This is a genomic window from Rhodoglobus sp. (assembly GCF_053580035.1).
Window position 1 is genome coordinate 118753 of record NZ_JBMDVL010000001.1, and the last position, 21999, is coordinate 140751.

A 21999-nucleotide genomic window follows, 5' to 3' on the forward strand; every position below is an offset into this window, starting at 1 on the left:
GTGCGCGATCTCGAAACTCTCACCAGCTGGAACTCAGAATGGAGCGGCCTCAAGGTCGCAGTACTCGGTCTGGGAGCCACCGGTTTCTCCGCGGCGGATACCCTCACCGAACTGAAAGCCGACGTGCTCGTTATCGCAGACACGGCATCCGAAAACCGTGTCGAAATGGCGAAGGTAGTTGGCGCAGCACTCACGCTCGGAGGATCGCCTCATACTCAGGTCTCAGCTCTCTCCTCGCACCGGCCAGACGTGGTTATCGTGTCGCCTGGCTATCCGCTTGATCACCCACTGCTCGAGTGGTGTCGCACTGCCGATGTGCCCATGTGGACAGAGATCGAACTTGCGTGGCGGCTGCGAGACAAGACAGGAACGCCCGCCGAGTGGATCGCCATAACGGGAACGAACGGCAAAACAACCACGGCTCAATTAACAGCTCACATCCTGTCGACCGCCGGGTTCAGGGCTGGCGCGGTCGGAAATATCGGCATTCCGGTACTTGACGCGATCCGCTATCCCGACGGATTCGATTTCCTCGTTGTAGAACTCTCGAGTTTTCAACTTCACGGGATGCCACGACACGGTGTTGGAGCGATCTCACCACTGGCAAGCGTGTGTCTCAACCTCGCCGATGACCATCTTGATTGGCACGGCTCACGGGATGCCTACGCTCAGGCGAAAGCAACCGTGTATTCGAATACCAAGATCGCCGCGGTCTATAACCGTGCCGTACTTGCCACTCAAGAGATGGTGGAGGAAGCTGACGTCATTGAGGGATGTCGAGCGATCGGCTTCGGCCTCGATAGCCCAGGGCCAAGCGACTTCGGCATCGTTAGCGATCTTCTCGCAGAACGCGCGTTCCATGAGGACCGCCACAATGTTGCGGTCGAGCTCTTCACTCTTGACGAACTTCGTCAACGGAACCTAGCGGCACCTCACATGCTCGCCAACATTTTGGCAGCCAGCGCGCTTACTAGGGCTGCGGGTATCAGCATCGAAGCGCTTCGCGCAGGAGTTGCTAGTTTCCAGGTCGACGCTCACCGCAACGAGGTTGTTCTCATCAGCGGAGGAGTCTCGTGGATCAACGACTCCAAAGCAACGAACATGCACGCGGCAAGTGCGTCGCTTTCCGCCGTTGAGTCCGTGGTGTGGATTGTCGGGGGACTACTCAAGGGCGTGGATATCGCCCCGCTTGTGAACCAGCACGCCAAACGACTCAAGGCGGCCATCATCATCGGCACCGACAGGCTGGCAATCCTCGCGGCATTCGCGCGACACGCGCCCCAGATTCCCGTCTTCGAGGTTGACTCGACTGACACTGAACACGTGATGCCGCGCGTCGTTGAGATGGCGCACGGAATCGCGACCGATGGTGACACCGTCCTCCTGGCGCCGGCAGCGGCATCCATGGATCAATTCATCAGCTATACCGATCGCGGCGAACAATTTATCGCTGCTGTGCGTGACCGAGTAGGAGGGAGCGACGATGACACCACCGACGCCCCCGCAGCGCCCCCAGCGTCCGAGTAGCGCTGCGCCGATTCCGCCCCAGCAGAAGTCGCAACAACGAAAAACTCCCGCAGCAGGATCACCATCGCGTGCCGCTCGCACTCTTGCTGCTGCCGCAGCCTACGCGCGTCCAAGCGCAGCGGTGGGATCCGAAGGCATCACTGCATCCGCCAGTAAAGACTCTGATGCGCCAGTCTCCGCTCGCGTACCCGTGAAACGCATTTTTTCCGCGCAGTCGAGCAACTTTTTCCTCCTGCTCGGCACAACACTCTTTCTGGTGATTTTCGGGCTAGTCATGGTTCTGTCCTCGTCTTCGGTGGAGTCTTTCACCGCAGACGAAGGGTTCTTTGGTCGCTTCCTGCGTCAAGGAATGTTTGCCCTCATCGGTGTGCCACTCATGCTGATTTCTTCCCGGGCGCCTGTTGGCTTTTGGAAACGCTGGGCGTGGCCCGGTCTTGTGTTTGGTGGGGTACTTCAGCTCCTCGTCTTCGTTCCTGGTATCGGCTATGGCTATGGCGGAAACCAGAACTGGATCCGATTGGGCTCGTTTACGGCGCAACCCTCGGAATTCGTTAAAGTTGCTGTGATCATTTGGGTTGCCTGGGTCTTGTCAACGAAGCAGGATCTGCTCACCGATTGGCGTCATGTGCTCCTACCGGTGGGGCCGGTTGCGGGTGCGGCAATCGGTTTCGTTCTGATCGGCAACGACTTGGGAACAGCATCGATCATGCTGCTCATCGTGTTCGGCTGCTTCTTCTTTGCCGGGGTCCGCCTGCGATTCCTCGCCGTTGGCGTTTTGGGAGTGGCTGTGGGTGCGCTGCTCTTCGCCGGTACGAGCAGTTCCCGAAGCTCGCGCATTGGAGTTTGGCTCAACGGATGCACTGATCTCGACTATCAGGATGCATGCTGGCAAATTGACCACGCGTATTGGGCTCTTGCTGGCGGTGGAATTTTTGGCACCGGTCTTGGCAATTCGGTTGCTAAACGTGGTTGGCTTCCGCACGCGGACAATGACTATATCTTCGCCATTATTGGTGAAGAACTTGGACTCATCGGTGCGACCGTAGTTCTCCTTCTTTTTGTGGTGCTGGCGATTGCTTTCATCAGGATCATTCGTTCGACAAACGACAGCTTTGTGCGGATTGCTACCGCCGGAGTAATGGTGTGGACGGTCGGTCAGGCCTTCGTCAACTTTGCTGTGGTGCTGGGAGTGCTTCCCGTTCTCGGCGTCCCGTTGCCCCTGATCTCAACCGGTGGCTCAGCCTTGATCGCGACGCTTCTGGCGATCGGAATCGTGCTGTCATTTGCTCGAGCAGGTAACAAGCCTGAGCCGCGCACCACCCCGGCCCCAACGCCGCCAACCCAGACTGCTGCTGATCGCTCACGCATGCTCGCAGCCGATCGAGCACGAGGACGCCGATGACCACCTATTTACTTGCTGGCGGCGGCACAGCGGGCCATGTGAATCCGCTCCTTGCGGTAGCGGAACGAATTCGTGTTCGCGAACCGAAGGCTGAAGTTCTCGTGCTCGGCACTGAGGAAGGTCTTGAGGCTCGGCTAGTCCCTGAGCGCGGTTTCGAACTCCTGACAATCGACAAGCTTCCATTCCCGCGTCGGCCGAATAGGGCTGCTCTGGATTTTCCCCGTCGGCTGCGCGAAACTATCGATCATGTCGCTGAGCTCATAACCGAGCGCGGTGTGGACGTCGTTGTTGGCTTCGGCGGTTATGTTGCGGCCCCGGCATATTTAGGGGCCCGTAAGGCAAAGATTCCGCTTGTCATTCACGAGGCCAACAGCAGGCCGGGCATGGCCAACCGCCTCGGTTCGTTTTTTACGCCCTTTGTGGGTACGGCGTTCGACCGAACCCCTATCCGGGGCGGTGTCGTGGTCGGGATGCCGCTTCGCGCTGAGATTGAGTCGCTAAACCGTTTTGCAGCTCGCGCCGAAGCTGATGATTTTTTCGGACTCGACCCGCACAAAGCCACGCTGCTCGTTACTGGCGGTTCGTCCGGTGCTAAGCGTCTCAACGACACTGTTGCTGCTTCGGTGACTCGAATACTGGGTGCGGGATGGCAGGTTCTCCATATCACCGGCGAGTACCGGGACGTTGTTGAGGATCCGCGACTTCCTGGCTATGTCGTCGTGAAGTATTGCGATCGGATGGAGTTGGCTTTGGCCGCGGCCGACTTGGCAATTGCTCGCGCGGGGACATCGACTGTCGCGGAATTGACCGGCCTGGGAATCCCCGCCATCTATGTTCCGTACCCGGTCGGAAACGGCGAGCAAAAGTCCAACGCCCGCACAGCTGTAGATGCGGGGGCTGCTGTTGTGGTCGCGGACTCCCAATTCACGAATCGTTGGGTGACGAGTGAATTGGTGCCCATGCTGCGCAAGCGGGCTCTCATCGCAGACATGGCGGCGCGAGCATCGACCATTGGTTCACTCGATGGAACTGATCGGATGCTCGAACTCGTCGATCGGGCGCTCGGTCGCGATCTACCATTGACATCATGATCTTTCCCGATTTGACCATGCCGTTGCCCGGTGCACTGACCTCTGCCCACTTTGTGGGTATTGGTGGCGCGGGCATGAGCGGTATTGCTCAATTGTTTTTGGATGCGGGAATCACTGTTACCGGATCTGACCGTGCGACAAACGCGAATATCGACGCGTTGAGGTCGGAGGGCGCGACGATCCATATTGGCCACGATGCCCGTCATCTGGGCGATGCGGATGCCTTGGTCTACACGGGTGCGTTGTGGCCAGATAATCCGGAGTACCTTTCGGCTATCGAGCGCGGGATTCCGGTATTGCACCGCTCTCAAGCTTTGGCGTGGCTGATTGGTGATACTCGGCTTGTTGCTGTTGCTGGGGCGCACGGCAAAACAACATCAACGGGAATGATCATTACTGGTCTTCGCGAACTTGGCGCTTCCCCCAGCTTTGTCAACGGCGGTGTTATTCAGGGCCTTGACGCGAGTTCTGGTCTGGGAACAGACAATCTCTTTGTCGTGGAAGCCGACGAATCTGACGGCTCATTTTTGCTGTACTCAACGGCGATTGCGTTGATTACTAACGTTGATGCTGATCACTTGGATCACTATGGCTCACACGAAGCTTTTGATGATGCGTTTGTGACATTTGCGTCTCGTGCGACCGAGGCTGTTGTGGTGTCGAGTGATGATGTGGGCGCGATCAGGGTCACACAACGGTTGGCCCACAAGAACATCGTCACGTTTGGTGAAGCGGCCGACGCCACCATTCGCATGCACTCGTTGACCGATGAGGGGCCCATCGCGTTCACTATCGTCGTCGACGGTCGCGAAGAGCGCGTGCAGTTGTCTGTTCCTGGTCGTCACAATGCGGTGAATGCGACAGGCGCCATCGCTGTGCTTGTCGGGCTCGGTTTCGAACTCGGGGCCGCGATTGATGCGGTGTCTACGTTTGCGGGAACTCAACGACGTTTCGAACTGCATGCTGTTGTGGATGGCGTCAGTGTCTACGACGACTACGCCCATCACCCCACGGAGGTCGAAGCAGCGCTCAGCGGAGCGCGGAGCGTGCTGGGTAGCGGCAAGCTCATTGCCGTTCATCAACCCCATTTGTTCAGCCGCACGCGCGACATGGCGAATGAGTTTGCCGAAGTTTATGAGCGACTTGCTGACCATACCGTCGTGCTTGACGTTTTCGGGGCTCGCGAAGATCCGATCCCAGGTGTCACTGGCGAGTTAGTTTCGTCAAAATTCGCGGATTCGAGTCGTGTTGATTTTGTCCCGGATTGGCAATTGGCAGCAGAGCGCGTAGCTGAATTGGCCGCTGAGGGAGACATCGTGATGACTCTCAGTTGTGGTGACGTTTATCGGATTATTCCGCAGCTTGTCGCGGCAATAGGCGATCATCGATCGTCAGACGACCGGACGCCGTCTGTGGCAGATCAGGTGCCGAGTGAAGAGGCCTGAGGGTTTCGATAAGCCTTCTCCGGAGTCGACGACGTCGAGCGCAAAACCGCGGCGCAAACGGGGAACTCCGGCGCAACAGTCGAAGGAAAACGCGGCCACGCCCAAAAAATCCCCTAGCGCTACTCCGCAAGTTCGCAATCCCACCGGCGCGGCCGGCGCGACGAAGCCATCACAGGCGACACGGGCGTCACGGGCGTCACAGGCGTCACAGGCGTCCAGCCGAGAAGGGCCTTCCTCTCCTCGAATCGAACGAGCGCCGCGCCCTAAGCTGCACGGCCGTGAGCCAAGTCCGGATGCTCTGGCAAAGAAGCAACTTCGCCAGGCTGCGCGAGCGCGAAAGAGGGCCGAGCGAGCCGAGCTGCGCCGTTTCACTCGGCGAGCACGCACTCGCAAATTTGTGCTTCTCTCGGTCGCTGGAATAGTCGCCACCCTTCTTGGTCTCATCGCGGTGGCAGTGTTCTCGCCGATTCTGGCGCTCCGCACTGTCGTGGTTGATGGCACCAACCGTATTGACCCGGCGGAAATCCAGACTGCAGTCGAGACGCAAGAGGGTACCCCTCTAGCGCTACTCGACTTTGATGCCATCACTAAAGAGCTTTCAGTGTTTCCGCTGATTCGTAGCTACGTCACCGAGATTGTTCCTCCCGACACGCTTCTCGTTCATATTGTCGAGCGCGAACCGATCGGTTCGATCAGCGTTGACGGCGTTTTTCGCATGGTTGATCCTGCGGGCATCACTATTCAGGAATCTGCTGAGCGCATCGAGGGGGTTCCCCTCATCGATACCGGGGGAGCGGACACCTCAAGTCCGGCCTTTGCTGCCGTCACTGAAGTTCTGCTCTCGCTCCCGCCTGATCTGAGGGCGCAAGTCACTAGTGCATCGGCAACGACGAAAGATGATGTGTCCTTTGTGCTTGCTGGTGTTGGGCAACGAGTTGTCTGGGGGAGTGCCGGTGATTCAGCTAAGAAGGCCGTGCTCTTGGCATCTCTGATTTCGATCACGGATGCTGGACGGGCGGGCGAGTTCGACGTCTCTGCTCCGAGCAACGGAATCTTCCGACCGAGCTAGCCGTTCGAGAGGTGGGCGTGAGGTCACCATCAGCGCGGATTCATTAGGAGTCGTGCACCAGCTGGGCCGCAGATTCGCTTGGTTTCTCGGGGCCTTTTGCGGCAATTTCTGCTAATTGTTCGAACACTTTCCGACACGCGGTAAGCGGTGCATCTTTGTTGCTCTGTGTCCGCATATTCTCAACAAAAGAAATACATACTGAGCATAACTTTAAACCTCAAGTCGAGGTTGATAGTTTCCAGTGGAGGCCGAACGTGACATCAAACCAGAACTACCTCGCAGTCATCAAGGTAGTCGGCATCGGTGGCGGCGGAGTTAACGCCGTCAACCGAATGATCGAGCTCGGCCTGCGAGGCGTCGAGTTCATTGCGATCAATACCGACGCCCAAGCACTGCTTATGAGCGACGCCGACGTCAAGCTAGACGTCGGTCGCGAACTGACTCGTGGACTCGGTGCAGGAGCCGATCCAGAGGTTGGCCGACGTGCTGCAGAGGACCACGCAGAAGAAATCGAAGAAGCGCTTGCTGGCGCCGACATGGTGTTCGTTACAGCAGGTGAGGGTGGCGGAACCGGAACCGGTGGCGCACCCGTAGTTGCAAGAATCGCCAAGTCGATCGGCGCACTCACTATCGGTGTCGTCACGAAGCCATTCGGCTTTGAGGGCAAGCGCCGTTCGTCGCAGGCAGAAATTGGCGTTGAAACCCTCAAAAACGAGGTCGACACCCTCATCGTCGTGCCCAACGATCGTCTCCTCGAGATCAGCGATCGTGGCATCAGCATGCTTGAAGCCTTTACGACCGCCGACCAGGTACTCCTTGCCGGTGTTCAAGGCATCACCGACCTCATCACGACACCGGGTCTCATTAACCTGGACTTCGCTGACGTCAAGTCAGTGATGCAGGGCGCGGGTTCTGCGCTGATGGGAATCGGTTCTTCACGCGGGGCCGACCGGGCCATAAAAGCGGCTGAGCTTGCAGTGGCATCCCCGCTGCTTGAAGCCAGCATCGATGGAGCACACGGTGTGCTTTTGTCGATTCAGGGCGGATCGAACCTCGGAATTTTCGAGATCAACGATGCGGCACGCCTCGTGCAAGAGGCTGTGCATCCAGAAGCGAACATCATTTTCGGTGCCGTAATCGACGACACTCTCGGCGATGAAGTGCGCGTCACCGTTATCGCTGCGGGTTTTGACGGGGGAGAGCCATCGGCTAAGCCTGTCGAGGGGCGCCGCACGAACTACGTCGTTCCTGAAGCGCCAGCGGAGCACATCTCTGCCGCAGAAAAGTCGGCCGAGAAAGACACCGACTGGAAGTCGCAGCCGAGTGTCGTCCCCGCGGCCACGATCGACCGTAGTTTTGACGACGACGCTGAGAACGACAACGATCTCGACGTTCCTGACTTCTTGAAGTAGGAACGATGGCTGACCAAACACCGTTAGCCACTCGACTCGCAGAAATCGACGAGCGGATCGCGGATGCCGCACACGCTGCATCACGCGATCTCTCGTCGATTACGCGAATCGTCATCACCAAGTTTCATCCCGCGAGTATGGTGCGAGAGTTGCATGCACTTGGGGTTCGCGATTTCGGAGAGAGCCGGCACCAGGAGGCGCAGCCCAAGGTGGCCGAGCTCGCTGACCTTGACGCACGCTGGAGCTTCGTCGGCCAGTTGCAGAGCAAGAAGGCGCGTCAAGTTCGCGCCTACTGTCAGGCGATTCATTCTGTCGATCGCGATTCCCTCATCACGGCACTCGCCAGCGAAGATGCGGTCGTCCCCCTCGACGTCTTCGTGCAAGTGAATCTCACTGACGATCCGGGCCGCGGTGGAGTGATTCCCAGTGAACTCGATGGTTTCGTCGATCGCGTGGCAAATGCCGCGGGAATCGAGCTGAGAGGCCTCATGGGGGTTGCCCCGCTTGACGCAGACCCGAGGCCAGCATTCGCCGCCCTGAGGGCACTCTCGGAGCGCCTGGGGGCTCAGCACCCAACCGCTCGAGCGCTCTCGATGGGAATGTCAGGCGATTTTGAAGAAGCAATCTCCGAGGGCGCGACACACCTACGTATTGGCACGGCAATCACGGGAAAACGACCCGACCATGGTTAATCTCGAAGCAGAAGCTTCACCATTCGGAGGATTATCATGGCCAACCCACTGCGCAAGACAATGGTCTACCTCGGCCTCGCCGATGAAGACTACGAGTACGAGCAGGGACCAGCCGCGCCGGTTGCCCCTGTTGCGGCAGCACCAGCCCCAACGAGCTCTAACCGCGCGCCGGTTACCCCGTTGCGTCGCGCTGCGCCCAGCACTGCGGAGGCAGAGATGAACGAGATTTTGACGGTGCACCCGCGCCAGTACAAGGATGCACAGCTCATCGCTGAGAACTTCCGCGAAGGCATCCCGGTCATCATCAACCTGTCGCAAATGAGTGAGCCGGATGCCCGCCGCCTGGTTGACTTCGCTAGCGGACTCTCACAGGGTCTCTACGGCAAAATCGAGCGAGTAACGAGCAAGGTCTTCCTCCTCTCGCCAGCACACGTTGCGGTCAGCGGCGAGCAGGCCGAGGTCGAGTCAGACGTCGACGCCTCATTCTTCGCTCAGTAGACACTCTGCGCAGCAGCAACAATTTCGACCGGTAACCTAGAAGGGTGAATCCGGTTTCTATTGTTGCCACGGTGGCTATCTACGCCATTAATCTTTTTATGCTTGCGATGTGGGCTCGGTTCATTCTCGATCTCGTCGTGGTGTTTGCGCGAGGGTGGCGTCCAAGCGGAGTCGGCCTCGTTCTTTCCGAGTTTGTGTTCACCATTACCGATCCTCCGATCAAGGCTGTTCGCAAGGTCGTACCGATGATTCGCATCGGCAATGGAGCGCTCGATCTGTCATGGATGCTCGTGATGCTGGCGTGCATTATTCTGACCTCCATTTTGCGGGGCTTTTAGATCTAGCAAGTGCCGATGTACTCTTATCGGAGAGCATGCGGCAACTAATCAGGTTTCGTCATTACGATGTGACGCGAACGTTGAACGTTGTGTATACGTTGAAAGAAAGTTTTAGAGGTGGCGGCAATGGCTTTGACTCCAGAAGACGTAGTCAACAAGCGGTTTGAATCAACAAAATTCCGAGAGGGATACGACCAAGATGACGTCGATGATTTTCTCGACGAAGTTGTCGTTGAGTTGCGCCGACTTAATCAAGAGAACGACGAACTCCGCCAGCGTTTGACCGCTGCCGAGTCCCGTTCAAGTGAGCTTCAGCAGGCGGCGGGCAGTGCTCCTGCTGTGCCAGCACCTGTTGCTGCCGCTTCACCCGCAGCGATAGAAAGCGCTCCATCGGTTGCAGAACCTGCTGCGTTGGCCCCAGAGCCAGCCACATCTGCTCTCGACGACGCCAGCAGCACAAACAACTTGCTTCAACTCGCACGTCGTTTGCACGAAGAGCACGTTCGTGACGGTATCGCCAAGCGCGATGCTCTCATCGCAGAAGGTAAAGCATCCGCTGCGGAAATCGTTGCCGACGCAGAAGCCAAACAGCGTGAGCAGATCGGCTCCCTCGAAAAGGAGCGTGAAGCTATCGTTGGTTCGCTCGATCAGGAGCGTCAAGCAATTGAGAGCCGTATCGAGTCGCTCCAAAACTTCGAGCGCGAATACCGCGAGAAGTTGAAGAGCTACATCGAGGACCAGCTCCACGAACTCGATTCTGCAAGTCTCGTCTCCGCAGGGGCCCCGGCTCAGGACTCTGCTCAACAGGACGCCGCTCCAGTTGCCCAGCCAGCAGGTCACCTCTCACCCGAAGACTTCGCTGCGCCCCAGTCGGCACAGCAGCCTCCGGCAAGCTTCACCGGATTCTCCGGCAGCTAGTTTTTCGCACAAGCCGTCAACAGTCGGTGAGAGCTTCGGCTCCGCCGCTGTTGGCGGCTTTTGCTATGTTTGCGCTCGTGTCGAAAAACTGACTGCAGTGCAGCATCCGAAATAAAGATCAGCAAGAAATCAATAAAGATCAGTAAGAAATCAAGGAGCAGTAGTGGAAACCCGTAGTATGCCGGTTCCTGAAGGTCTTGCGGGGCAGCGCGTCGACGCAGCCCTAGCCAAGCTCCTTGGTTTCTCACGTACCTTTGCCGCAGAAGTTGCCGCATCGGGCGGAGTAACGATTGATGGGGTTGAAGTGGGAAAGTCGGATCGACTCTCCGCTGGCGCCTGGATCGAAATCTCCTGGGTCTCTAAGACCGAGCCGCAGATCGTGCCCGTCATTCTCGACACGATGAGCATCGTCTACGACGATGATCACATCGTGGTCGTAGATAAGCCTGCAGGCATTGCGGCCCACCCATCAATCGGGTGGGACGGTGTGACGGTACTCGGTGCGCTTGCCGGTGCTGGCTACCGGATTTCGACCTCTGGTGCAGCAGAACGCGCCGGCGTCGTGCACCGCCTCGACGCGGGAACAAGCGGACTCATGGTTGTGGCAAAATCAGAGCTCGCGTACACCGAACTGAAGCGCGCGTTCCACGATCGCGAAGTGACCAAGGTGTATCACTCGATCGTTCAAGGACATCCTGACCCTCTATCGGGCACAATCGATGCTCCGATCGGCCGTCATCCGGGGTCAAGCTGGAAGTTTGCCGTTGTGGCTGGAGGAAAAGACTCCATAACCCACTATGAAACTCTTGAAGCTTTTCCCTCGGCAGCGCTAGTCGAGGTGCACCTGGAAACCGGGCGCACCCATCAGATCCGGGTACACATGGCGGCTCAGCGTCATCCATGTGTTGGTGACAGCATGTATGGAGCAGACCCGACTATCTCGGCGAGACTCGGCCTTAACCGCCAATGGTTACATGCCCACAAACTAGGTTTCGCGCATCCGGCAACCGGTGAACAAGTCTTGTTTGAGTCGCCATATCCGGCCGACCTTCAGGCTGCACTTGAGGTGCTTCGGGCCGACTAGGGCGCGTCAGTTAGAGTCTGTTTGGGGTGCTGGCTTAGGCTGGATTTCGAAAGAATTCGGAGTGTCTGTGGCTGCTAATAACGACTCGTTTGTGCACTTGCACGTTCACAGCGAGTATTCGATGCTCGATGGTGCTGCGCGCGTGGGCCCCCTCCTTGATGCTGCTGTTGAACAGGGCATGCCGGCGATTGCGATCACCGACCATGGCAACATGTTTGGTGCCTACGATTTCTGGCAGTCTGCGACTGCCCGCGGCATCAAGCCGATCATCGGTACCGAGGCCTACATAACGCCAGGAACGGCTCGCGGCGACAAAACTCGAGTGCGTTGGGGCGGTAGCCACCAGACTCGGGATGACGTCGGTGGTAGCGGTGCGTATACCCACATGACGTTGCTTTCTCAAAACAACGAGGGGATGCACAACCTCTTCCGCATGTCTTCGAAGGCGTCGATCGAGGGTTTTTACTTCAAACCCCGCATGGATCGTGAGCTACTCAGTCAGTACTCCAAGGGCATCATCGCGACCACCGGTTGCGTCGGTGGAGAAGTGCAGACCAAGCTCCGCCTTGGTCTCTATGACGAGGCACGGCAAGCTGCTGCGGAATTCCAAGACATCTTCGGCAAAGAAAACTTCTTCGCCGAAATCATGGATCACGGAATCGATATCGAGCGTCGCACGATACTCGATCTCATCAAGCTTGCCAAAGAGCTCGACATGCCGCTTCTTGCCACCAACGACCTGCACTACACGCACGCGCACGATGCCACCGCGCACGCGGCGCTGCTGTGCGTGCAGTCAGCATCCACTCTCGATGACCCCAACCGATTCAAGTTTGATTCCAACGAGTTCTATCTCAAATCGGCAGCGGAAATGCGTTCACTCTTTCGTGAGCATCCCGAGGCGTGCGACAACACTCTTCTGATCGCCGAGCGTTGCGAAGTCAACTTTGAGGGTCGCGATCTCATGCCACGATTCCCTGTTCCCGAGGGGGAGACCGAAGCGACCTGGTTCGAAAAAGAAGTCGCCAAGGGAATGAATAAGCGCTTCAATAATGCGCCATCTGACGCGCACCTGGCTCAGGCTAAGTACGAAGTTGATGTTATTCAGCAGATGGGCTTCCCCGGTTACTTCCTCGTGGTCGCCGACTTCATCGAATGGGCGAAAGCTCAGGGCATTCGAGTAGGCCCAGGTCGTGGATCGGCTGCTGGCTCCATGGCATCGTATGCCGTTGGAATTACCGAGTTAGATCCACTCGCACACGGGCTCATCTTCGAGCGGTTTTTGAACCCAGAACGTGTATCAATGCCCGATGTGGACGTCGACTTCGATGATCGGCGACGTGGTGAAGTTATCCGCTATGTCACCGACAAATATGGTGACGATCGAGTCGCCCAAATCGTCACCTACGGCACGATTAAGGCTAAGCAAGCGCTGAAGGACTCTGCGCGCGTGCTCGGCATGCCGTATTCGGTCGGCGAAAAGCTGACCAAGGCAATGCCGCCAGCGATCATGGGCAAGGACATCTCACTTCATGACGTGCGCAATAAAGATGCGGCACGGTACAAAGAGGCCGCAGATATCCGCGGAATCGTCGACACTGACGCCGAAGCAGCAAAAGTGTTCGAAACAGCTGTCGGACTCGAGGGATTGAAACGCCAGTGGGGCGTGCACGCTGCCGGAGTCGTGCTCTCGGCCGAGCCCTTGCTCGATGTGCTTCCCATCATGCGCCGTGAAGACGATGGCGCAATCATCACCCAGTTCGATCAGCCGCCCTTGGAGAGCCTCGGGCTCATCAAGATGGACTTCCTCGGACTGCGAAACCTCACGGTTATCGAAGACGCGCTCACGATGATCCGGGCAAATACCGGTTCGCCGCTCGTTATCGAAGATCTTGATCTGGATGCCGACCAGAAGACCTACGACTTGCTTGCGCGCGGCGACACACTTGGCGTGTTCCAGTTGGATGGCGGGCCAATGCGTGCGCTCCTCAAGCAGCTCAAACCTACGAACTTCGAAGACATTTCGGCTGTTATCGCTTTGTATCGGCCGGGCCCCATGGGCATGAACTCTCACACCAAGTACGCGTTGCGCAAGAACGGCTTGGAAGAGATTGATGCGATCCACCCCGAACTCGAAGAGCCGCTAAAAGAAATCCTTGGCACCACTTTCGGGTTGATCGTTTACCAAGAGCAAGTGATGTCGGTTGCTCAAAAGGTTGCTGGCTTCACGCTTGGCCAAGCCGACGTTTTGCGTCGCGCGATGGGCAAGAAGAAGAAAGAGGAACTCGACAAACAGTTCATCGGGTTCGAATCTGGCATGCTCGAGAACGGTTTCAGTAAAGAGGCCGTCAAGGTGCTCTGGGAAACGCTCATGCCATTCGCCGACTACGCCTTCAACAAGGCGCACAGTGCCGGCTATGGCGTGCTCAGCTATTGGACCGCCTACCTCAAAGCAAATTATCCTGCGGAGTACATGGCGGCGTTGCTCACGAGCGTTGGCGACTCGAAAGACAAACTCGGGATGTATCTGAGTGAATGTCGTCGCATGGGAATTAAAGTTCTCGCTCCGGATGTGAATGAGTCGACGGTGAACTTCACTGCCGTTGCCGGAGACATCCGTTTCGGTCTCGGTGCTGTGCGAAACGTCGGTGCCGCAGTAGTCGAACAGATTGTTCGCGCACGCACCGAAAAGGGCCGTTTCGAGTCATTCCATGACTATTTGCGCAAGGTTTCCATTCAGGTCGCTAACAAGCGCACCGTCGAATCTCTGATCAAATCGGGTGCATTCGACTCTCTCGGAGCAACCCGTCGTGGACTCCTCGAAATTCATGAAGACGCGTGCGATTCAGCCGTGAGCCTCAAGCGGAACGAAGCCAACGGTCAAGTCGATCTTTTCGGCGGAATCTTTGACTTCAATGAGGAAGACGATGGTGTGCCCGAGCGACCAGAGTGGTCGAAGCGAGACAAGTTGGCTTTCGAGCGCGAGATGTTGGGTCTCTACGTTTCCGATCATCCGCTCTCTGGCCTTGAGCTGCAGCTTGCGAAGCACCAAGATGCCACCATCACAGAGGTCCTCTCGGGTGACGTGGTTGCCGACGGCGAGCACGTCTCGATCGCAGGACTGGTCACTAGCGTGCAGCACCGTGTAGCGCGCAATAGCGGAAACCAGTACGGGATTGTCACTGTCGAAGACTTTGGTGGCGAAATCAGCGTTATGTTCTTGGGCAAGACCTATCAGGAGTTTGCACCAGGTCTCGTCAACGACTCCATTGTTGTCGTCCGGGGGCGCGCCAGTGCCCGAGACGATGGAATGAATTTGCACGCGGTGAGTATGTTCTCGCCGGAGCTCGGACCCAGCTTGGGATCTGGACCTATCGTCGTGTCGATCAATGAACAGCGTGCAACCACCGATGTGGTCGCCGGACTCGGCGATGTACTCATTCGTCACGCCGGCGATGTCGAAGTGCGATTGCGACTGGTTCGCGGCGATGTTGGGCGAATCTTTGAAGTGCCCTACCGGGTGAAGGTCTCTGCCGATCTTTACGGTGAGCTCAAGACGCTCCTCGGCCCTGGCTGCTTGGGCTAGGGGAGCGACGGATGGCCTCTCGCAGTTAGGCGGCAGTTACCGCTCTAGTCGTCGAGGGCGTGGGGGCGCATGTAGGTGCGCTCGTGGTACAACAAGGCTTCGTCTTCGTCGCCCAAAATGCCGTGATCGATTTCGACAACGACGATTGCGTTGTTGTGAACTGGATGCACATCAACGATGCGACCAATGGCAATCGCTGTTGCACCATCGAGAAGAGGCAATCCGTTGGGATCTGCGTGCCAATGATCTCCCTCAAATCGGAGGTCATGGTCGGCAGCCATACGCTCGGCAAGATGGCGACTTCGTGGGCCAAGCATATGAATAGCCACCAGGTTTCCCACCGTTATGGCCGGCCACGAACTTGATACCTGCGCCATATTGAATGTCGCAAGCGGGGGAACAGCCGCCAGCGACGCGAGAGAAGTCGCCGTGAATCCCACCGGGTGACCATCGGGGGCGACTGAGGTGACCACCGCTACGCCTGCGGCGTGGCGCCTAAACGCGCTCTTGAAAGCGTCGATTCCGTCTGCTGCTGCTGAATTATCCATGTCTTCTTACCAAGCCTAATCTGCCTCAAAGAATTCCGAGCACAGAACGAACTAACATGGGGAGGCCATGTCGCTGAATACAATCGATCTTCGCGCCGCCACTCTGAGCCGCGCCGAACTTGCCCGTGTCATCCCTCGTGCTCAGATGGATGTTTCTGTTGCCTCCGCAGCAGCTGTCCAACTCATTGACGATGTTCGGGAGCGGGGCGAGCAAGCTCTACTTGACCAAGCCGAACGCCTCGATCGTGTGCGGCCCGACCGTATTCGAATTCACGCGGATGAGATTACGCGAGCGATGCGCGCGCTTGAGCCCGCCGTGCGTGAAGCTCTTGAACTTGCCATTGACCGAGTTCGCACTGCAAGCAAGGCTCAAATTCCGCCTGCAATCATGACCGAGCTGGGGGATGGCGCTGAAATCGTTCAGCGCTGGCAACCCGTAAATCGCGTCGGGCTTTATGTGCCTGGCGGTAAAGCGGTCTACCCATCGAGCGTCATCATGAATGTTGTGCCAGCACAGGTGGCCGGTGTTTCTTCCGTTGCCTTGGCGTCGCCTCCACAGCGGCTTTTCGGAGGAGCGGTTCATCCAACCATCCTGGGCGCCGCAGGCTTGCTCGGCGTCGACGAAGTTTACGCAATGGGCGGCGCGGGAGCCATTGGCGCTTTCGCTTACGGAATCCCGGATTTGGGGCTCGATCCCGTAGACATTATTACCGGGCCAGGAAATGTCTATGTAGCTGCAGCAAAGCGTGCGGTTCGGGGCATCGTCGGCATCGACTCTGAGGCCGGTCCGACCGAAATTTTGATCATTGCTGATTCGGAAGCAAACCCGCGTCTTGTCGCGGCTGACTTATTGAGCCAAGCGGAGCACGATGAACTCGCCGCTGCGGTTCTGGTGACCGATTCAGAAGAACTTGCGGATGCTGTACGTATCGAGCTCTCGAAGCAGCTAGCCGCAACGTCGCATTCGGTGCGCGCCGGTATCGCCCTCGATGGCCAGCAGTCCGCGATTGTTCTGGTGAATGACATGGCCTCTGCCGCTGCGCTCAGCAATGCCTATGGCCCCGAGCATTTAGAAATTCAGACTGAAGAGTCTGGCGCCGTTCTCGACATGATCGATAACGCCGGTGCCATTTTCTTGGGTGCACAGTCTCCGGTGAGCCTGGGAGACTATCTGGCGGGATCGAATCACGTGCTCCCTACCGGTGGACAGTCGCGGTTCTCGTCGGGTCTCGGCGCCTACACGTTCCTGCGCCCGCAACAGGTTATTCGCTATAGCCATGATGCGCTGCGTGCTCTCGAGCCGCACATTGTTGCTTTGAGCACGGCAGAGGACCTTCCGGCACACGGTGCCGCTGTGAGTGCACGTTTCTCGGATCACTAAACAGGTACGCTTGACACACTATGTATTGCCCTTTTTGTAGGCATCCCGATAGCAGGGTTGTCGATTCTCGCACCAGCGATGACGGCCTCTCGATTCGCCGACGTCGACAGTGCCCCGAGTGCGGGCGACGATTTTCGACAACCGAAACCGCATCGCTCAACGTCATCAAGCGAAACGGTGTAGTCGAGTCGTTCAGCCGCGAAAAGATCGTCAGTGGTGTGCGTAAAGCTTGCCAAGGTAGACCGGTTACTGACGGTGACCTTGCTGTTCTTGCGCAGAAGGTCGAAGAGTCCATTCGTGCAACCGGTGCCGCCCAAATCGATGCCAACGAAATCGGCCTAGCCATTCTTTCGCCGCTGCGAGACCTCGATGAGGTTGCCTATTTACGTTTCGCCAGTGTCTACCAAGCTTTCGATTCGCTTGACGACTTTGATGATGCCATCAACCAACTGCGTCTGGACCACGGCACCACACCCTAGCTTGGCCCCGTTGTTGACCACTGTCTTCTATCGCTGAGAGCACCACTGTCTATGTATGAGTTCTTTTTCCGGACCGTTCTCAAACGGCTCGACCCTGAGTTCGCCCATTCTCTCGCCTTTACGGTGATTCGGCTGCTTTCCGCTACGGGGATCGGACGCCTGTTTCATCGCATCCCAGATCCAATTCTCCGAGTAGAGACACTCGGGCTCACATTTGATTCACCCTTCGGTGTCGCTGCGGGCTTCGATAAGTCGGGCGTTGGCATCTCTGGTTTGGGCCAGCTCGGCTTTAGTCATGTCGAGGTCGGCACGATCACGGCTCTGCCTCAACCAGGAAACCCTAAACCCCGACTCTTTCGTCTGGTCGCGGACCGCGGTGTGATTAACCGCATGGGGTTCAACAATGCTGGGGCCGCTAAGGCAGCTTGTGTTATTGATCGCGCACGCCAGCGAGAAGGCCGACCGGTGATCGGCATAAACATTGGAAAATCGCGAGTAGTCGCCGTCGAGGACGCTGTATCTGACTACCTCACGAGTGCGCGCTCATTGGCACCACTTGCCGACTATTTGGTCGTCAACGTGAGTTCGCCAAACACTCCAGGGCTCCGCGGCCTGCAAGAAATCGACAAACTGAAGCCGTTGCTGACCGCTGTAAAGTCTGCCGCCGGCCGCACCCCGGTGCTGGTCAAGATTGCTCCAGACGTAACGGATGACGAAGCTGCAGCAATTGCGCGATTAGCGGTTGAGGAGCTTGACGGCATTATCGCGACGAACACGACGCTCTCCCGCGAGGGGCTGACTACAGCGCCAGACATCGTTGAGGCCGCTGGCGCTGGGGGAGTGTCAGGTAAACCTGTCGCTGCACGGTCACTTGAACTGTTGCGGATCATTCGCGCCGTGGTTCCTGCCGAGTTCTGTGTGATCTCCGTCGGTGGCGTTGAGACCGCTGAGGATGTCGCTGAGCGGCTGCGAGAGGGCGCAACTCTTGTTCAGGGTTATACCGGATTTATCTATCGCGGCCCGTTCTGGGCGCGAACAATCAATCGACGGCTCACAACGCTCTTGCGCGCTGATCGCGCCAAGTGACGCCAGACCACAAGTGTCGGACGTCCTGCTCGATGGTCTCGACAGTTAGCTCGGGAACTGTCCGCGCTTGACCTGCGGCTTGGGCAGTCGCATGATCCGCAATTGAAGTGAGCGCATCGCGGCGTACCAGCGAACTTTTTCCGCGCGCGATTCGCCGAACTTCTCGGCGATTTTACGGCGCAGGCGGAGTCCGAGAAGGATCGCGTCGAGCGCAGCCACGATGAAGAATCCCCACAGCGCGAATAGTCCGAAAACTTGAACTTCCGGCTGAGGCAAGAGGGTCAAGATGATGACCACGAACATCGCGGGAACCAGCAGCTCACCAACGCTAAAGCGTGCGTCAACATAGTCGCGTACGAACCGCTTCTGAGGTCCGCGGTCTCGAATTGGCAGGTACTTTTCTTCACCATTTGCCATGCCGACACGCGCACGTTCGCGCTCTGCCTGCAATTGCGAGCGCGCCTGGCGGCGTGCTTCCTTGCGGTCATCGGAGACGAGCGGGCGCAGATTGGCCGCTTCTCGCTCTTTGCGCGTGGGGGTCGGGCGTCCCTTTCCGGCGACACTTTCGTGGTCAGCCGGAGTCTCGGGAGTTGGGTTGCTTTCGGAAGAAGATGCTTTTACCACTGGGTTCCTTGCGTTGGTGTCGATCTAAGATTACTCGTATGACTCACACGCCGCAGCCGACGACTCCGTCGATGACTCCTGACCCGCAATTCGATTCACTGTCTGAGGCTGTTAACGCCGCTATGCCAGCAACGATCGCTGAGCTGTCATCGTTGGTGCGAATTCCTTCCGTGTCCTGGGACGGTTTCGATTCTGCGCAAGTTCAGCGCAGTGCCGAGGCCGCACAAGCCTTGATTGACGGTATCGGTGTCTTCGACAGCGTTGAACTCGCGCGCGCGCCGATCGATGAAAACACTCTCGGTCACCCGGCGCTGCTAGCCACCCGCAAGGCCAAAAATGGGAAGCCCACAATTCTCTTGTACGCGCACCACGACGTGCAGCCCCCCGGCCAGGATGCGGATTGGGACTCGCCCCCATTCGAGCCGACTGTGCGCGGGGATCGTTTGTACGGCCGCGGCGCCGCCGATGACAAAGCCGGAATCATGGCCCACGTTGCGGCAATACGCGCTTTTGTCGAGACGGTAGGAACTGACTTCGAGCTCGGCTTGGTTGTGTTCTTTGAGGGCGAAGAAGAGTTCGGCTCACGCTCATTTGCGAATTTCATCACCCAGAACCGCGACAAGCTTGCCGCCGATGTCATCGTGGTGGCTGACTCCGACAACTGGGATATCAACACCCCATCTCTCACCGTTGGCTTGCGCGGAAACGTCACGTTCAAATTGACGGTGTCAACGCTTGCTCATGCGTCGCACTCTGGAATGTTTGGGGGAGCGGCCCCGGATGCGATGCTCGCAACGATCAAACTGCTTGCGACCCTGCACGATGAGGATGGTTCGGTCGCCGTGGAAGGCTTGATCACTCGCGACGGAGAGACGCCGGAATATAGCGAAGAGAAACTGCGACACGAAGCAGGGTTGCTCGACGGTGTTTCATCATTGGGGTCTGGAAGCGTGCTCGGTCGGCTCTGGAACAAGCCGTCGATCACCATCACTGGCATCGATGCTCCGACGGTCATGAATGCATCCAACACGTTGACTCCGAGTGTCACTGTCAAGCTGAGCGCACGAATCGCGCCGGGGCAAGATCCGGATGACGCGTTCGTCGCACTACGCAGCCACCTCGAGTCACACGCTCCTTTCGGCGCACACGTGGAAATTTCTGATGTCGATCGCGGAAGCCCATTTTTGGTCGACACCAGTGGTTGGGCCGTCGACGTCGTAACGGCCGCGATGCATGAGGCGTGGGGCAACGAGCCCCTCCAGACAGGCATAGGCGGGTCAATTCCCTTTATTTCCGACCTCGTAGAGGTGTTTCCCGAGGCTCAAATCTTGGTGACTGGCGTAGAAGATCCGGAATCGAGGGCGCACAGTCCGAATGAGTCGCTGCACTTGGGTGTTTTCACACGCGCGATCCTCACCGAGGCGCTTCTGCTCGCAAAGTTGGAACGCCGGGCGTAGAATTACGTCATGACTGAAACCGCTGTTGAAACTGCTGCCCATGGGGTCGCGCTGACCGAGGCCGCCACCGACAAGGTTCGTAGCCTGATGTCGCAAGAAGGTCGCGACGACCTGCGTTTGCGTTTGGCCGTTCAGCCAGGCGGATGCTCTGGACTCATCTATCAGCTCTACTTTGACGAGCGCATTCTCGACGGCGACGTGAGCGTTGACTTCGGAGACGGCGTAGAGGTTGTCGTTGACAAGATGAGCGTCCCCTACCTCGACGGTGCCAGCATCGACTTTGAAGACACAATTCAGAAGCAGGGTTTCACTATTGACAACCCCAACGCTGAGGGCAGCTGCGCTTGCGGAGACAGTTTCCACTAATTTCGCAGTATTTTTTTGAGAAGGTGCGCCGATTTGGTGCACCTTTTCGCTTGCGCGGGGCGAGCCGGTAATCATTACTGGGTCTGGCTCCGTATACACTGGAAAGGTATTAGTCCGTGTTCTTCGAGAGGTCACAGGTGCGCTCTAACCGCCGAATTCGATGGGCAGCGATTCCCGTCGCTCTGGTTACGATGCTGGTCTTGGCCGGTTGTACCCCAGATCAACTTCAGGGTTATTTGCCCGGAGGCCCAGATGTCACCAACCACACGAGCAGCATTATCGGCCTGTGGGTAACTTCGTGGATTGTTCTTCTCGTTGTCGGTGTAATTACCTGGGGGCTCATTATTTGGGCAGCCGTGGTTTACCGCCGTCGTCGCGGACAGACCGGACTTCCTGTTCAGCTGCGCTACAACATGCCGATCGAGATCTTCTACACGATCGTGCCCCTGATCCTGGTTATCGGCTTCTTTGCCTTCACCGCTCGCGACCAAGCTGAGATCGAAAAGGTCGAGGTAAACCCCGATGTTTCGATTGAGGTAATCGGCAAGCGTTGGGCTTGGGACTTCAACTACACCGACGACAACGTGTACAGCCCCGGTGTACAAGCAGACTTCAATCCCGATGGAACAATCAACGTGGATTCATTGCCACAGTTGGTCTTGCCTGTCGATAAAAAGGTTGAAATCAAGATTGAATCGCGCGACGTGATTCACTCATTCTGGGTCGTCGACTTCTTGTACAAGAAGGACATGATCCCCGGCAAGAGCAACTATATGTACTTCATTCCGACTAAGGAAGGTACGTATCAGGGCAAATGTGCTGAGCTCTGTGGCGAATATCACTCGCTCATGCTCTTCACCGTCAAGGTCGTCTCTGACGCCGAGTACAAGGACTACATCGAAGGCCAGCGCGAAGCGGGCTATGAAGGTCAGCTCGGTCTTGATTACAACGTGAACCAAAACTTGCCCGGCAACGGCAGCAGCGACGAGGAATAGG

The 21999-nt window shown here is 57.5% G+C and carries 20 protein-coding genes; 18 read left to right on the plus strand and 2 right to left on the minus strand.

The window, feature by feature from the left end; all coding sequences use genetic code 11:
• From murD to dnaE, 12 genes are all read left to right on the plus strand, one after another.
• Entirely contained in the window at positions 1-1527 is a 1527-nt protein-coding gene (gene murD / locus ACOH1Z_RS00595) for a UDP-N-acetylmuramoyl-L-alanine--D-glutamate ligase (protein WP_449646569.1), read from the plus strand.
• Positions 1484-2929 carry a putative lipid II flippase FtsW gene (gene ftsW, locus ACOH1Z_RS00600; protein WP_449646570.1) on the plus strand — a complete coding sequence of 482 codons (1446 nt, stop codon included), beginning with the start codon at positions 1484-1486 and terminating at the stop codon, positions 2927-2929. Before murD ends, ftsW begins: the two co-directional genes overlap by 44 nt.
• Positions 2926-4020, plus strand: a complete 1095-nt coding sequence (locus ACOH1Z_RS00605; protein ID WP_449646571.1) for a UDP-N-acetylglucosamine--N-acetylmuramyl-(pentapeptide) pyrophosphoryl-undecaprenol N-acetylglucosamine transferase — start codon at positions 2926-2928, stop codon at positions 4018-4020. The genes ftsW and ACOH1Z_RS00605 overlap by 4 nt, the downstream gene beginning before the upstream one ends.
• Positions 4017-5465: a UDP-N-acetylmuramate--L-alanine ligase gene (gene murC, locus ACOH1Z_RS00610; protein ID WP_449646572.1), complete on the plus strand. Its 1449-nt coding sequence runs from the start codon at positions 4017-4019 to the stop codon at positions 5463-5465. Before ACOH1Z_RS00605 ends, murC begins: the two co-directional genes overlap by 4 nt.
• Entirely contained in the window at positions 5452-6534 is a 1083-nt protein-coding gene (locus ACOH1Z_RS00615; RefSeq protein ID WP_449646573.1) for an FtsQ-type POTRA domain-containing protein, read from the plus strand. Before murC ends, ACOH1Z_RS00615 begins: the two co-directional genes overlap by 14 nt.
• A gap of 254 nt (positions 6535-6788) precedes the next feature.
• The gene (gene ftsZ / locus ACOH1Z_RS00620) at positions 6789-7946 is read left to right on the plus strand and encodes a cell division protein FtsZ (RefSeq protein WP_449646574.1); all 1158 of its coding nucleotides are present in this window, start codon (positions 6789-6791) and stop codon (positions 7944-7946) included.
• Positions 7947-7951: 5 nt separating this feature from the next.
• Positions 7952-8638 carry a YggS family pyridoxal phosphate-dependent enzyme gene (locus tag ACOH1Z_RS00625; RefSeq protein ID WP_449646575.1) on the plus strand — a complete coding sequence of 229 codons (687 nt, stop codon included), beginning with the start codon at positions 7952-7954 and terminating at the stop codon, positions 8636-8638.
• A gap of 36 nt (positions 8639-8674) precedes the next feature.
• Positions 8675-9136 (plus strand): cell division protein SepF, encoded by a 462-nt coding sequence (locus tag ACOH1Z_RS00630; protein ID WP_449646576.1) that lies wholly within the window; start codon positions 8675-8677, stop codon positions 9134-9136.
• A gap of 44 nt (positions 9137-9180) precedes the next feature.
• Positions 9181-9474: a YggT family protein gene (locus ACOH1Z_RS00635; protein WP_449646577.1), complete on the plus strand. Its 294-nt coding sequence runs from the start codon at positions 9181-9183 to the stop codon at positions 9472-9474.
• Between the two features lie 126 nt (positions 9475-9600).
• Positions 9601-10392: a DivIVA domain-containing protein gene (locus ACOH1Z_RS00640; RefSeq protein ID WP_449646578.1), complete on the plus strand. Its 792-nt coding sequence runs from the start codon at positions 9601-9603 to the stop codon at positions 10390-10392.
• A gap of 163 nt (positions 10393-10555) precedes the next feature.
• Positions 10556-11476 (plus strand): RluA family pseudouridine synthase, encoded by a 921-nt coding sequence (locus ACOH1Z_RS00645; RefSeq protein WP_449646579.1) that lies wholly within the window; start codon positions 10556-10558, stop codon positions 11474-11476.
• Between the two features lie 67 nt (positions 11477-11543).
• Entirely contained in the window at positions 11544-15062 is a 3519-nt protein-coding gene (dnaE, locus tag ACOH1Z_RS00650; RefSeq protein ID WP_449646580.1) for a DNA polymerase III subunit alpha, read from the plus strand.
• A 44-nt stretch (positions 15063-15106) separates the two neighbouring features.
• Here dnaE and ACOH1Z_RS00655 read toward each other — a convergent pair whose 3' ends face one another.
• A complete protein-coding gene (locus tag ACOH1Z_RS00655) occupies positions 15107-15610 on the minus strand; it encodes a flavin reductase family protein (protein WP_449646581.1) in 504 nt (167 codons plus the stop codon).
• A 67-nt stretch (positions 15611-15677) separates the two neighbouring features.
• Between ACOH1Z_RS00655 and hisD the strand changes: the two genes are divergently transcribed.
• Genes hisD through ACOH1Z_RS00670 form a run of 3 tightly spaced genes read left to right on the plus strand, consistent with a single transcriptional unit; the run spans position 15678 to position 18556 of the window.
• A complete protein-coding gene (gene hisD / locus ACOH1Z_RS00660) occupies positions 15678-16991 on the plus strand; it encodes a histidinol dehydrogenase (protein WP_449646582.1) in 1314 nt (437 codons plus the stop codon).
• Positions 16992-17011: 20 nt separating this feature from the next.
• Positions 17012-17470 (plus strand): transcriptional regulator NrdR, encoded by a 459-nt coding sequence (gene nrdR, locus ACOH1Z_RS00665; RefSeq protein ID WP_449646583.1) that lies wholly within the window; start codon positions 17012-17014, stop codon positions 17468-17470.
• A gap of 51 nt (positions 17471-17521) precedes the next feature.
• A complete protein-coding gene (locus tag ACOH1Z_RS00670; RefSeq protein WP_449646584.1) occupies positions 17522-18556 on the plus strand; it encodes a quinone-dependent dihydroorotate dehydrogenase in 1035 nt (344 codons plus the stop codon).
• A 45-nt stretch (positions 18557-18601) separates the two neighbouring features.
• Here the strand turns inward: ACOH1Z_RS00670 and ACOH1Z_RS00675 are convergent, their stop codons facing one another.
• On the minus strand, positions 18602-19180 hold the full coding sequence (locus tag ACOH1Z_RS00675) for a DUF3043 domain-containing protein (protein ID WP_449646585.1): 579 nt from the start codon (positions 19178-19180) through the stop codon (positions 18602-18604).
• Between the two features lie 38 nt (positions 19181-19218).
• Between ACOH1Z_RS00675 and ACOH1Z_RS00680 the strand changes: the two genes are divergently transcribed.
• The 3 genes from ACOH1Z_RS00680 (at position 19219) to ctaC (ending at position 21998) form a co-directional block, all read left to right on the plus strand.
• Entirely contained in the window at positions 19219-20637 is a 1419-nt protein-coding gene (locus ACOH1Z_RS00680) for a dipeptidase (protein WP_449646586.1), read from the plus strand.
• A 9-nt stretch (positions 20638-20646) separates the two neighbouring features.
• Positions 20647-21003 (plus strand): HesB/IscA family protein, encoded by a 357-nt coding sequence (locus ACOH1Z_RS00685; RefSeq protein ID WP_009772096.1) that lies wholly within the window; start codon positions 20647-20649, stop codon positions 21001-21003.
• Positions 21004-21140: 137 nt separating this feature from the next.
• Positions 21141-21998 (plus strand): aa3-type cytochrome oxidase subunit II, encoded by an 858-nt coding sequence (gene ctaC, locus ACOH1Z_RS00690; RefSeq protein WP_449646587.1) that lies wholly within the window; start codon positions 21141-21143, stop codon positions 21996-21998.
• Position 21999 lies beyond the last annotated feature (1 nt).